Annotated in this window: 12 protein-coding genes; 3 read left to right on the top strand and 9 right to left on the bottom strand. The window is 67.5% G+C overall.

The annotated features are described in order from the left end of the window. Positions 1 to 6: 6 nt before the first annotated feature. The 4 genes from rnk to ahpC all read right to left on the bottom strand — a co-directional run bounded on the left by rnk (position 7) and on the right by ahpC (position 3,967). Positions 7 to 411 carry a nucleoside diphosphate kinase regulator gene (gene rnk / locus SSKA14_RS20970; RefSeq protein WP_004154317.1) on the bottom strand — a complete coding sequence of 135 codons (405 nt, stop codon included), beginning with the start codon at positions 409 to 411 and terminating at the stop codon, positions 7 to 9. Between the two features lie 123 nt (positions 412 to 534). After that, positions 535 to 1,500 (bottom strand): LysR substrate-binding domain-containing protein, encoded by a 966-nt coding sequence (locus tag SSKA14_RS20965; protein ID WP_008268420.1) that lies wholly within the window; start codon positions 1,498 to 1,500, stop codon positions 535 to 537. 85 nt (positions 1,501 to 1,585) lie between these two features. Continuing rightward, on the bottom strand, positions 1,586 to 3,178 hold the full coding sequence (gene ahpF, locus SSKA14_RS20960; RefSeq protein ID WP_040008812.1) for an alkyl hydroperoxide reductase subunit F: 1,593 nt from the start codon (positions 3,176 to 3,178) through the stop codon (positions 1,586 to 1,588). A 225-nt stretch (positions 3,179 to 3,403) separates the two neighbouring features. Further along, positions 3,404 to 3,967 (bottom strand): alkyl hydroperoxide reductase subunit C, encoded by a 564-nt coding sequence (gene ahpC / locus SSKA14_RS20955; protein WP_004144811.1) that lies wholly within the window; start codon positions 3,965 to 3,967, stop codon positions 3,404 to 3,406. Positions 3,968 to 4,289: 322 nt separating this feature from the next. On the opposite strand from ahpC, the gene prmC reads away from it, so the two are divergent. Both prmC and pip read left to right on the top strand, forming a co-directional pair. Next, positions 4,290 to 5,147: a peptide chain release factor N(5)-glutamine methyltransferase gene (gene prmC, locus SSKA14_RS20950; RefSeq protein ID WP_008267368.1), complete on the top strand. Its 858-nt coding sequence runs from the start codon at positions 4,290 to 4,292 to the stop codon at positions 5,145 to 5,147. 48 nt (positions 5,148 to 5,195) lie between these two features. Further along, a complete protein-coding gene (gene pip / locus SSKA14_RS20945; RefSeq protein ID WP_008266522.1) occupies positions 5,196 to 6,137 on the top strand; it encodes a prolyl aminopeptidase in 942 nt (313 codons plus the stop codon). Between the two features lie 72 nt (positions 6,138 to 6,209). Here pip and SSKA14_RS20940 read toward each other — a convergent pair whose 3' ends face one another. Then, on the bottom strand, positions 6,210 to 7,109 hold the full coding sequence (locus SSKA14_RS20940; RefSeq protein ID WP_232281421.1) for a LysR family transcriptional regulator: 900 nt from the start codon (positions 7,107 to 7,109) through the stop codon (positions 6,210 to 6,212). A gap of 90 nt (positions 7,110 to 7,199) precedes the next feature. Here SSKA14_RS20940 and SSKA14_RS20935 point away from each other — a divergent pair, with 90 nt between their 5' ends. Then, positions 7,200 to 8,615, top strand: a complete 1,416-nt coding sequence (locus SSKA14_RS20935; protein WP_008264603.1) for an MFS transporter — start codon at positions 7,200 to 7,202, stop codon at positions 8,613 to 8,615. A gap of 62 nt (positions 8,616 to 8,677) precedes the next feature. Here SSKA14_RS20935 and SSKA14_RS20930 read toward each other — a convergent pair whose 3' ends face one another. Genes SSKA14_RS20930 through SSKA14_RS20915 form a run of 4 tightly spaced genes read right to left on the bottom strand, consistent with a single transcriptional unit; the run spans position 8,678 to position 11,571 of the window. Further along, positions 8,678 to 9,514 carry an N-formylglutamate amidohydrolase gene (locus SSKA14_RS20930; RefSeq protein ID WP_008268102.1) on the bottom strand — a complete coding sequence of 279 codons (837 nt, stop codon included), beginning with the start codon at positions 9,512 to 9,514 and terminating at the stop codon, positions 8,678 to 8,680. Next, on the bottom strand, positions 9,507 to 10,061 hold the full coding sequence (locus tag SSKA14_RS20925; RefSeq protein ID WP_008266711.1) for an NUDIX hydrolase: 555 nt from the start codon (positions 10,059 to 10,061) through the stop codon (positions 9,507 to 9,509). The genes SSKA14_RS20930 and SSKA14_RS20925 overlap by 8 nt, the downstream gene beginning before the upstream one ends. Beyond that, the gene (locus SSKA14_RS20920) at positions 10,058 to 10,993 is read right to left on the bottom strand and encodes a 5'-3' exonuclease H3TH domain-containing protein (RefSeq protein ID WP_008267843.1); all 936 of its coding nucleotides are present in this window, start codon (positions 10,991 to 10,993) and stop codon (positions 10,058 to 10,060) included. The genes SSKA14_RS20925 and SSKA14_RS20920 overlap by 4 nt, the downstream gene beginning before the upstream one ends. Continuing rightward, complete coding sequence (locus SSKA14_RS20915) at positions 10,990 to 11,571, bottom strand: nitroreductase (protein ID WP_008266872.1); 582 nt, start codon at positions 11,569 to 11,571, stop codon at positions 10,990 to 10,992. Before SSKA14_RS20915 ends, SSKA14_RS20920 begins: the two co-directional genes overlap by 4 nt. Positions 11,572 to 11,645 lie beyond the last annotated feature (74 nt).

Genomic DNA, 11,645 nt, shown 5'->3' with positions numbered 1-11,645 from the left:
CGGTAATCAGGGGCGGTCGTTGTGGACCGCGGTCACGCGCAGGCGCAGCTTGCGGCCGCCGGGCGCATTCCAGTCGATGCTCTGGCCGATGGCCAGGCCAAGCAGGGCACTGCCCACCGGGGCCAGCACGGATACCTTGCCTTCATCGACGTTGGCTTCGCGGGGGAAGACCAGGGTCAGGACGTGTTTTTCGCCCGACACTTCATCTTCGCACTCCACGCGCGAATGCATCATGACGATGCCTTCGGGAATCTGGTCCGGTGCCAGCACGGTGGCCCGGTTGAGTTCTTCAGCAAGCGCGAGCGCGGCAGGCGTCTGGCTCAGCGCAGGGGAGTCGAGCATGGCCTCCAGGCGGTCCATGTCGAAGGTGGAAACAGTGATCGACGGCGGCAGGCCGCTGGCGGTGTTCATGGTGACGCTCCTTGGTTGAAAGCCATGCAAAAGGCGGCACCCGCTGGCGCCGCCTGTCTGTATTGTGGGGACAAATGCGACCGGAATCGACTCCTGCCGATTCCGGACCACTACTGCGGGGGCTCAGCCGTTCAGCGCGGGGCCGGGCAGTGCATTGGCGTCGTCGCCGACGGCATTCACCGCGTCGAGGGTGAACAGTGCATGTGGCAGCCGCTTGAACTGGTCGGCCAGCTCCATCAGGAAGCCATTCATCGCCGAACTGCGGCGCCAGATCATGGCGATGCGTCGGCTTGGACGACCTTCGCCGGTGAAGTCGAGCAGGCGGATGTTGTTCGAGCGCGGCACCGGCGGCTGCACTGACAGGCTGGGAAGCAGGGTGATGCCGACGTCGGCGGCAACCATCTGCCGCAGGGTTTCCAGGCTGGTGGCGCGGAACTCGGACTTCTCGTTGGCGCCGAACAGTCGACACACTTCCAGCGCCTGGTCGCGCAGGCAATGGCCGTCTTCCAGCAGCAGCAGCTTCTGCGTGGCCAGCTCCTGCACGTCCAGGTGTTCGCGGCGGGCCAGCGGATGGCGCCCGGACACGGCCAGCAGGAACGGCTCCTCGAACAGGAACTCGGCATGCAGCTGGTCGTCGATCACCGGCAACGCCAGCAGCGCGGCATCGAGCTTGCCTTCGCGCAGGCGGTCCAGCAGCACGTCGCTCTTTTCCTCGACCAGCAGCAGTTCCAGCTCCGGGAAGCGTTCGCGGATGCGCGGGATCACATGCGGCAGCAGGTACGGGCCCAGGGTCGGGAAGATCCCCAGGCGCACCGTACCCGCTTCCGGATCGCGGCTGCGTCGCGCCGCTTCCTTCAGTTGCTCCACTTCGGACACGATCACCCGTGCCCGCGCGGCGGCTTCCTGCCCGGCCGGGGTCAGCATCACCTTGCGCGGCGCGCGTTCCACCAGCGGCAGGCCCAGCTCTTCTTCCAGCTTGCGGATCTGCGTCGACAGCGTGGGCTGGCTGACGAAGCAGGAGGCGGCAGCCCGGCCGAAATGCTTGTGGTCGGCCAGGGCTACCAGGTACTTCAGATCACGTAGGTTCATCCTTACACCCCAGGGGTAACGGACCGGCTGACGGCATGGTTACCCGACAGGCAGACAATGTTCCCGGTGATCTGGGAACGGTGGATCAGGCTGCTTCAGCAACGGCACCGCTGCTGTTGCTCACCGACGAGCGGATCAGGTGGTCGAACGCGCTCAGTGCGGCGGTCGAGCCGGCGCCCATGGCGATGATGATCTGCTTGTAGGGTACCGTGGTGCAATCGCCTGCGGCGAACACGCCCGGCAGGTTGGTTTGGCCACGGTCATCGATGACGATCTCGCCACGCGGCGAAAGTGCCACGGTGTCCTTCAGCCACTCGGTGTTGGGCAGCAGGCCGATCTGCACGAAGATGCCTTCCAGCTCGACGCGGTGGGCATCGCCGCCGACGCGGTCCTTGTAGACCAGGCCGGTGACCCGGCTGCCGTCGCCCAGCACTTCGGTGGTCTGCGCGCTGGTCAGCACGGTCACGTTGGCCAGGCTGCGCAGCTTCTTCTGCAGCACTTCATCGGCGCGCAGGCTGGAATCGAATTCCAGCAGGGTTACATGCGACACGATGCCGGCCAGATCGATGGCCGCCTCGACGCCGGAGTTGCCGCCGCCGATCACCGCCACGCGCTTGCCCTTGAACAACGGGCCATCGCAATGCGGGCAATAGGCTACGCCCTTGTTGCGGTACTGGTCTTCGCCCGGCACGTTCATCTGCCGCCAGCGTGCGCCGGTGGACAGGATCACCGAACGCGACTTCAGCACCGCGCCGTTCTCCAGCTGCACCTGCACCAGGCCGTCTTCGCCGGCCGGCACCAGTGCGCTGGCGCGCTGCAGGTTCATGATGTCCACGTCGTACTCGCGCACATGCTGCTCCAGCGCCGTGGCCAGCTTCGGGCCTTCGGTTTCCTTCACCGAGATGAAGTTCTCGATCGCCATGGTGTCCAGCACCTGGCCACCGAAACGTTCGGCGGCGATGCCGGTACGGATGCCCTTGCGTGCGGCGTAGATCGCCGCAGCGGCGCCGGCCGGGCCACCACCGACCACCAGTACGTCGAAGGCGTCCTTGGCGGCGATCTTCTCGGCATCGCGCTTGCTGGCATTGGTGTCCAGCTTGGCCACGATCTGCTCGAGGGTCATGCGGCCCTGGTCGAACACTTCACCGTTGAGGTACACGGTCGGCACCGACATGATCTCGCGCTTCTCCACTTCGTCCTGGAACAGGGCGCCGTCGATGGCCACGTGCTGGATGCGCGGGTTGAGCACCGCAGCCAGGTTCAGCGCCTGCACCACATCGGGGCAGTTCTGACAGGACAGCGAGAAGTAGGTTTCGAACTTGAAGTCGCCCTCCAGGTTCTGCACCTGCTCGATCAGCTCGGCAGTAGCCTTGGACGGGTGGCCGCCGACCTGCAGCAGCGCCAGCACCAGCGAGGTGAACTCGTGGCCCATCGGCAGGCCGGCGAAGGTCAGGTGGATGTCCTGGCCCGGGGTGCCCAGGTCGAAGGACGGCACGCGGCCCTGGCCGTCGCGCAGCACCTGCAGCGAGATCTTGTCCGACAGGCTTTCCAGGGTCTGCAGCAGTTCCAGCATCTCCTGCGACTTGGCGCCGTCGTCGGCGTGCGCGGTGATCTGGATCGGGCGGGTCACGCGCTCCAGATAGGTCTTCAGCTGCGACTGCAGGTTGGCGTCCAACATCGGGTCATCTCCTGGCTTCAGGCAAACAGGGGGCGTGGCACCGCTGTAGAAGGTAGCGGACCAGCAGGGGGTAGGGGTGAACCCAAGACAGCGACCGTGGAAGGGGCTGGCTGGCCAAAGCGGGCGAGCAATGGCTGTCTTGGGTTCACCCCCACGCCGGCGGGGGGACCGGCACGGGGATGAAGGGCGCGCCGCGGCGTGGGGCCACGGCAGGCCGGTACTGCCTTAGATCTTGCCGACCAGGTCCAGCGACGGGGTCAGGGTCTTCTCGCCTTCCTTCCACTTGGCCGGGCACACCTGGTTCGGGTTGGCGGCGGTGAACTGGGCGGCCTTCAGCTTGCGCAGGGTCTCGGAGACGTCACGGGCGATCTCGTTGGAGTGGATCTCCAGGGTCTTGATCACGCCTTCCGGGTTGATGATGAAGGTGCCGCGCAGGGCCAGGCCTTCTTCCGGAATGTGCACGCCGAAGGCGTTGGTCAGCTGGTGGGTCGGGTCGCCGACCAGCGGGAACTGGGCCTTGCCGACGGCCGGCGAGGTTTCGTGCCACACCTTGTGCGAGAAGTGGGTGTCGGTGGTGACGATGTAGACCTCGGCGCCAGCCTTCTTGAATTCGGCGTAATGGTCAGCGGCGTCTTCGATCTCGGTCGGGCAGTTGAAGGTGAAGGCGGCCGGCATGAAGATCAGGACCGACCACTGGCCCTTCAGGGTACTGTCGGAAACCTTGATGAACTCGCCATTCAGGTAAGCGTTGGCTTCGAACGGCTGGATCTGGGTGTTGATCAGGGACATCGTTATTCCTCTGGGTGAAGGGGAGTGGGTGAATCGACAGGAGCTAGGTTACCGACTCGTTGGCGATAAGAACAATCCATTGATTGCATCTATTTGATAGATGGAGTCTATCAAAATGCACTGAGCAGGCACTGAACCCGGCTGCCCCCATCCTGCAACTGCCTGTGTGACAAGGAAAATTCTCCCTGGCGAGTGAAGATGGGCGATAGCCGCTTCTTATCCCGTTCGGCAGAACCTGAACGGATTCCGGCGTTCCGTAGCGTCGGGCCTGCTCGGCCGTGGGCAGGCAGCAGTCGAGCAAGCTCGACTCTACAATTGCGGCATGTCCGTCAAAACCGAACCCTCCCTGCGCCAGGTCGTGGCCGAGGCCAGTGCCCGCCTGGGTGGCATCGAGGCCCGCCATGAGGCCGAACTGCTGCTGCTGCACGTGCTGGAGCGCCCACGCAGCTGGCTGTTCGCACACGCCACCGACCCGCTGCCTGCCGCTGAACTCGCCACCTTCGAAACGCTGCTGGCGCGTCGCGTGGCCGGTGAGCCGGTGGCCTACCTGACCGGCCGCCGTGGTTTCTGGACGCTGGACCTGGAGGTCGACCCGGCCACGCTGATTCCGCGCCCGGAAACCGAACTGCTGGTCGAACTGGCGCTGGATCGCCTGCCGCTGGACCGCGCGCTGCAGCTGGCCGACCTCGGTACCGGCAGCGGCGCGATCGCGCTGGCGCTGGCCAGCGAACGGCCGCAGGCGCAGGTGCTGGCCACCGACGCCAGCCCGGGTGCGCTGGCCGTAGCCGCGCGCAACGCCGCGCGCCATGAACTGCACAACGTGCGCTTCGCCGAAGGCGGGCACGACTGGTATGCGCCGCTGCAGGGCGCGCGCTTCGACCTGATCGCCAGCAACCCGCCCTACATCGCCAGTGACGATCCGCATCTGCAGCAGGGCGACCTGCGCTTCGAACCGGCTACCGCGCTGGCCTCCGGCGTGGATGGCCTGGACGACATCCGCCGCATCGTCGACGGCGGCCAGGCGCATCTGCTGCCCGGCGGCTGGCTGCTGATCGAACATGGCTGGGGCCAGGGAGAAGCGATCCGCGCGCTGTTCGAGGCGGCGCGTTTCGCCGACGTGCAGACCGTGCAGGACCTGGAGCAGCGCGACCGCATCACCCTGGGCCGGCGACCGGCCTAGAATGGAGGTTCTCCTGCCCCGGCAGGGCATCACCCTGGAGCTGCAAGCATGCGTACGCTGTACCCCGCCATCACCCCCTACGACGTCGGCACCCTGAAGGTCGACGACCGCCACACGCTGTACTTCGAACAGTGCGGCAACCCGGACGGCAAGCCGGTGGTGATGCTGCACGGTGGTCCGGGCGGCGGCTGCAGCGACAAGATGCGCCAGTTCCACGACCCGGCCAAGTACCGCATCATCCTGTTCGACCAGCGCGGTGCCGGCCGGTCCACCCCGCACGCCGACCTGGTGGACAACACCACCTGGGACCTGGTTGCCGATATCGAAAAACTGCGCGAGCACCTGAAGGTCGATCGCTGGCAGGTGTTCGGTGGCAGCTGGGGCTCGACCCTGGCCCTGGCCTACGCCGAAACCCATCCGCAGCGCGTGACCGAGCTGGTGCTGCGCGGCATCTTCATGCTGCGCCGCTGGGAGCTGGAATGGTTCTACCAGGAAGGCGCCAACCGCCTGTTCCCGGATGCGTGGGAGCACTACCTGAAGCCGATCCCGGCCGTCGAGCGCCACGACCTGATCTCGGCCTTCCACCGCCGCCTGACCAGCGACGACGAAACCACGCGGCTGGAAGCGGCCAAGGCGTGGGCAGTGTGGGAAGGCGCAACCAGCTTCCTGCACGTCGATGACGACTTCATCAACAGCCACGAAGACCCGCATTTCGCGCTGGCCTTCGCCCGCATCGAGAACCACTACTTCGTCAACGGCGGCTTCTTCGAGGTGGAAGACCAGCTGCTGCGCGACGCGCACCGCATCGCCGATATCCCGGGCGTGATCGTGCACGGCCGCTACGACGTGGTCTGCCCGCTGGCCAATGCCTGGGACCTGACCAAGGTCTGGCCGAAGGCGAAGCTGGAAATCACCCCGGCCTCGGGCCACTCGGCGTTCGAAGCGGAGAACGTCGACGCGCTGGTGCGCGCCACCGATGGTTTTGCCTGATCGGTAGTGCCGGCCGCTGGCCGGCAGACCTGAGACGGTTGAATTCCTGGAGGCGCCGGCCAGCGGCCGGCGCTACCACTCCCCGGCCAGCAGCGCGTCGGCCAGCACCTGCAGTTTCGGTGAGTGCTGCCGCGACGGTGGGTAGATCAGCGACAGCGCGCGGCTGCGGCCTTCAAAGGGCTGCAGCACGCGTTGCAGGCGCCCATCGGCCAGGGCATCGGCCACGGCGAAATCCATCACCTGCACGATGCCGATGCCAGCAATTGCTGCCTCGACCAACGGGTCGCCGCAGTCAAACACCATCCGCGCCGGCGGCGTGACCTCCCGCAGTTGCCCGTCCTGCAGGAACTGCCAGTCCACCAGCCGCCCGCTGCGCAGGTTGCGCACGGCCAGGCAGGCGTGATCCTGTAGCGCGGCCACATCGACCGGCGCGCCGCAGCGGGCGAGGTAGTCCGGGCTCGCCACCGTCAGCCAGCGCAGTGGCTTCAACGGGCGCGCCACCATCCGCTGATCGGCGATGGTGCCGGTGCGCAGGGCGGCATCGAAGCCTTCCTCGACCAGATCGACCAGGCGATCACTGAGCACCGCCTCCACCTGCAGCTGCGGGTGCTGCTGCAGCAACGGACCCAGCAGTGGCACCAGCACCTTGCGCCCGAACATCGACGGCGCACTGATCTTCAGCGTGCCCGAGGGTGTGCACGGGCGATCGGCCAGCTGCCGCTCGGCATCGTCGAAGCCACACAGCAGCGGCGCCACCTGGTCAACGAACTGGCGGCCATCCGGAGTCAGTGCCACGTTGCGGGTGTTCCGCTGCAGCAGCTTCACCCCCAGCGTGGCCTCCAACCGGCTGATCGCACGCGACAGCCCGGACTGGCTCAGGCCGAGCTGGCCAGCGGCGACAGTGAAGCTGCGCGCCTCGGCCACCTGCACCAGCATGCGCACCGCATTGAGGTCCAACGAGGATCCATTCATGCGGAAAATCATGACAGATATGGTCGGGTAGGGGTTTATTGATGACACCGCATCAATGAGACTGCGCTCCCCCCCGATCCATCGCCGCCGATGCCCCCTCTCAAGTACCCGCGCTGGGCCCTGACCCTGCTGGCCACCGCCCAGCTGATCATCGCCCTGGATGCCACCATCATCTTCGTCGCCCTGCATGACATGGGGCGCGCATTGCAGATCAACGCGCAGCAGCTGCAATGGGTGGTCAGTGCCTACACCGTGGCCTTCGGCGGCAGCCTGCTGCTGGGTGGGCGCGCCGCCGACCTGATCGGGCGCCGCCGCTTCTACCGGCTGGGCATGCTGCTGTTCGCGCTGGCCTCGCTGCTGGGGGCGCTGGCGCCCAATGCCACGCTGTTGATCATCGCGCGCGCGGCGCAGGGCATCGGTGCTGCATTGTTGTTCCCGGCCACGCTGGCGCTGATCAACACGCTGTACGCGGAGGGCCCGGTGCGCAACCGCGCGCTGGCGATCTGGAGCATGGCCAGCGCGGTCGGGTTGGCGTTGGGCACATTGCTGGGCGGGGTGCTGACCCAGGCGTTCGGCTGGCCGGCGGTGCTGGCAGTGATCGTTCCCCTGGCCACGGCGTGTGCAGTCGCGGCCGGCGCGTGGTTGCCGGCCGATGGCCCGCGCGTGCAGGGCCGTTCCTTCGATCTGGCCGGTTGCCTCACCGTCACGGCCGGCGGCAGCCTGCTGGTCACCACCCTGGTGCAAGGGCCGGAGTGGGGCTGGACGGCGCCGGCCACGCTCATCTGCCTGCTGCTTTCAGCCGTACTGTTGACGGTGTTCGTACAGATCGAAAAGCGCAGCCGTGACCCGCTGATGCAGTTTTCGCTGTTGCGCCTGCCGGGCCTGCGCGCGGCACTCGGCCTGACCTTCGCCTTCATGAGCAGCTATGGCGTGCAGTACTACTTCCTGGCGCTGTACTTCCAGGATGGCTACGGCTGGAGCCCGCTGCAGGCCGGGATGGCCTTCCTGCTGCCGACACTGGTGTGCACCTTCGGCATCCGTATTGCCGAACGCATGCTGCGGCGCCGTTCGCCACGACAGGTGCTGGCCCGCGGCTTCGCAGCAGGTGCCATCGGCATTGCCGCGGTGGCATTGGCGATGCCGCATGGCGCCGGCTACTGGCCGCTGCTGCCGGGCGTCGTGGTGCTCAGCATCGGCCAGGGCATGAGCTGGACAGCGATGTGGATCGTGGCCGGGCAGGGAGTGCCGGGTCCGCAGCAGGGTGTTGCGTCCGGCATGGCGGCCACCGCCCAGCAGATCGGCGGTGCGCTGGGATTGGCGGTGCTGGTGATGGTCGCCAACGCCGCGCGCGGCACGCAGGCAGCAACCAGTCCCGATGCCCTGCAGGGCATGGTCAATGCACAGTACGGCGCCGCGCTGTTCGCCGCGCTCGGCGTGGTGATCGCGCTGGGCCTGCGCCCGGCAGCGGTAGCGGTAGTGCCAGCCGCTGGCCGGCAAACCCATTGATCTCACTACCCTGACGTTGCCGGCCAGCGGCCGGCACTACCGATTCGGGGTAGCGGCCGGCACTACCGATTCGGGGTAGATCCACGCCATGCGTGGATAGGGTCATGCCGGGCCAGCAACTGCGGCTGCAGCGCGCTGAAGATCCGCGCCAGCCGCTCCGCCCATGCCTGCTGTGCGGCGGCATCGGCAATCAGGTCCTGGCGGATTTCCAGCTCTACATGCACCAGGCCGCGGCCTTCGCCATGCACCGGCACTGCGTAGTCGCTGGTGCTGCTCACCGAGTACGGTTCGTTGTCACCCACCACCAGGTCGCCTTCGTCGCGCAGCGCCTGCAGCAGTGCATGCGCAAATCGCGTGTCCTGGTGGTACAGCACGCCGGCCTGCCACGGCCGCTGCATGCCGTTCATCACCGGAGTGAAGCTGTGCATCATCACCAGCAGGGTGGGGCGGCCGGCATCTCGGCGCGCGTCCAGTTCGGCGTCGATGCGCGCGTGGTACGGCGCGTGGATCGCATCGATGCGCTGCTGCCGCTGCGCTGTCGACAGCCCGACATTGGCTGGCACCACGGTGTGGTCGCTCACTTCCGGAATCAGCGTGGGCGAGGCCAGCGGGCGGTTGCAGTCGATCAACAGCCTCGAATAGGTCTGTTCGATGGCCCAGGCATCCAGCCGTTCGGCCAGTGCGCGGGTGGTGCCGGCGATGCCGATGTCCCAGCCGATGTGACGGTCCAGTTCGGCCTGCGGCACGCCCAGGCCGGCGAGGGCACGCGGCACCTGCTGGCCGGCGTGGTCGGCCAGCAGCAGGAACGGCGACGCGCCCTGCGCCCGGTGGATCGTGTAGATCGCCGGGTCGTCGGCGCCGAGCAGTGCCGGCAGCGCGTGCAGGTCGGCGTCAGCCACGCGCGCGTCCGTCCAGGTGGTGCTCGATCATCCACAGGCCGGCCCACAGCTTGGCATCCAGCTCGTAGCCTTCGTCCATCTTCTGCACCAGCCACGCCGCGGCCTGCGCGCGCGGAATCTCGTGCACGGTGATGTCCTCGCTGTCATCGCCGCCGCCTTCGCCGATCCGGCGCAGGCCGGTGGCGCGTACGAAGGCGATCTTCTCGCTGCTGGCACCGGAGGAGGTCGGGCCGATCATCAGCACTTCGGCGTGATCGGCGGTCCAGCCGGTTTCTTCTTCCAGCTCGCGCACGGCCGAGACTTCGATCGACTCGCCGGCATGGATGTCGCCGACCAGGCCGGCCGGCATCTCGATGGTGGGTGCCTGCAGGGGCACGCGGAACTGTTCGACGAACAGCACCTTGTCCTCGGGGGTGACGGCGATGATGATCGCCGCCAGGCCACCGGCATGGGTACGTTCGCTGTATTCCCAGGTGCCGCGCACCAGCATGCGCTGGTACTTGCCTTCATAGACGACACGCGGGGCTTCGGTATTGCGCTGGCTCATGCGGGCTCGCTGTGGATGGGAAGAGGGTCGGCCACGCCGGCGGCATCGAACAGCCGGCGGCGGGTCATCGGGCCGAAGCGCAGGGTCTGGCACAGGCCGCCGAGCAGCTCCGGGTCGGCGGCCTGGCGCAGCAGTCCGGGCTGGCTGCCTTCCAGCGGCGCATCCAGCGCGATGGTGGTCAGCTGGCGCCACAGCAGGGCGTGCTCGCGCTGCTCTCGCAGGCGCACCGCCATCTGTGCGGCGCCGCGCAAGCGCAGGAACGGCACTTCGTCCAGGCGCTCGTACAGCGCGTCCATGCTGCCGAAGTGGGCCAGCAGCACGGCGGCGGACTTGCTGCCGACGCCACTGACCCCGGGAATGTTGTCCACCGCATCGCCGCACAGCGCCAGGTAATCGGCGATCTGGTGTGCATGCACGCCATGCCGCGCCTTGACGCCGGCCACGTCCCAGCGCTGGTTGCGCGCGTAGTCCCACTGCTCGTCGTGATCGAGCAGCAGCTGCGACAGGTCCTTGTCGGCGGAAATGATCACGCCACGATGGCTGTGCCGGTGCTGGTGCAGGGCGCTGCCGATCAGGTCATCGGCCTCGTAGTCATGGTGGGCCAGCACCACCAGGCCCAGCGCGGCGCACAGTGCCTTGCAGTGCACGAACTGGCGCTTGAGTGCTTCCGGCGCCGGGTCGCGGTTGGCCTTGTAGGCCGCGTACAGGCGGTGGCGGAAGCCGCTGTCGAGCGCTTCGTCGAAGGCGATGGCGATGTGCCGCGGGCGCTCGCGCTCAAGCAGGTCCAGCAGGAAGCGGGCAAAGCCGTGCACGGCGTTGGTCGGCCAGCCCTGTGCATCCTGGAACTGGTCCGGCAGTGAATGCCAGGCGCGGAACACGTAGATGCTGGCATCAACCAGGTACAGCGAGGGCGCCGCTGCCGGCAGGGTCATGCCGGCGGCGTCCAGTCGCGCAGCAGGGCCGCCGGATCGGGGCGTTCGCGTTCGGGCACGGCCGCCTTGGGGGTGCCGATGTGGATGAAGCCGGCAATGGCTTCGCCTTCGGCCAGGCCCAGGTAGTCGTGCACGGCGGGGTCGAACGCCATCCAGGCGGTCAGCCACTGTGCGCCGAAGCCCAGCGCCTGCGCCGCCTGCAGCAGGGCGAAGCAGACGCAGCCGGCAGTCATGAGTTGTTCCTGCTCGGGTACCTTCGGGTCCGGGCGCGGGCTGGCCACTACCACGATCACCAGCGGTGCGTGGCTGAAGCGCTGGCGGTCCTTCTCGAACACCGCCTCGCCGGCATGCGGGTCGCGCTGGCGGCTGCGTTCGACCAGGAAGTCGCCCAGAGTGTGACGTGCATCGCCGGCGATCTTCAGGAAGCGGAACGGCACGCGCTTGCCGTGGTCGGGCACGCGCACCGCCGAGGCCAGCATCCGCTGCAGGGTGGCCGGGTCCGGTCCGGGCTCGCCGAGCTGCCGCGAGGGCACTGAGCGGCGGGCATCCAGGGCAAGCAGGGCGGCGGGGTCGGGCATGGAGTCTGAACCGGTCATCACGGGTGTTTGATTATAGTCGGGGTGGTCAACGACGCCGTTTGTGTCGCGTCCGG

The organism is Stenotrophomonas sp. SKA14 (genome assembly GCF_000158575.1).
GTDB lineage: Bacteria > Pseudomonadota > Gammaproteobacteria > Xanthomonadales > Xanthomonadaceae > Stenotrophomonas > Stenotrophomonas forensis.
The sequence above is the reverse complement of the archived record's forward strand: the minus strand, read 5'-3'. Positions and strand labels throughout refer to the sequence as shown.

Excerpts from the sequence above, each read along its gene's own strand:
- rnk (WP_004154317.1), bottom strand. The coding sequence starts at position 411 with ATGAACACCGCCAGCGGCCTGCCGCCGTCGATCACTGTTTCCACCTTC.
- SSKA14_RS20965 (WP_008268420.1), bottom strand. The coding sequence starts at position 1,500 with ATGAACCTACGTGATCTGAAGTACCTGGTAGCCCTGGCCGACCACAAG.
- ahpF (WP_040008812.1), bottom strand. The coding sequence starts at position 3,178 with ATGTTGGACGCCAACCTGCAGTCGCAGCTGAAGACCTATCTGGAGCGC.
- ahpC (WP_004144811.1), bottom strand. The coding sequence starts at position 3,967 with ATGTCCCTGATCAACACCCAGATCCAGCCGTTCGAAGCCAACGCTTAC.
- prmC (WP_008267368.1), top strand. The coding sequence starts at position 4,290 with ATGTCCGTCAAAACCGAACCCTCCCTGCGCCAGGTCGTGGCCGAGGCC.
- pip (WP_008266522.1), top strand. The coding sequence starts at position 5,196 with ATGCGTACGCTGTACCCCGCCATCACCCCCTACGACGTCGGCACCCTG.
- SSKA14_RS20940 (WP_232281421.1), bottom strand. The coding sequence starts at position 7,109 with ATGAATGGATCCTCGTTGGACCTCAATGCGGTGCGCATGCTGGTGCAG.
- SSKA14_RS20935 (WP_008264603.1), top strand. The coding sequence starts at position 7,200 with ATGCCCCCTCTCAAGTACCCGCGCTGGGCCCTGACCCTGCTGGCCACC.
- SSKA14_RS20925 (WP_008266711.1), bottom strand. The coding sequence starts at position 10,061 with ATGAGCCAGCGCAATACCGAAGCCCCGCGTGTCGTCTATGAAGGCAAG.
- SSKA14_RS20920 (WP_008267843.1), bottom strand. The coding sequence starts at position 10,993 with ATGACCCTGCCGGCAGCGGCGCCCTCGCTGTACCTGGTTGATGCCAGC.
- SSKA14_RS20915 (WP_008266872.1), bottom strand. The coding sequence starts at position 11,571 with ATGCCCGACCCCGCCGCCCTGCTTGCCCTGGATGCCCGCCGCTCAGTG.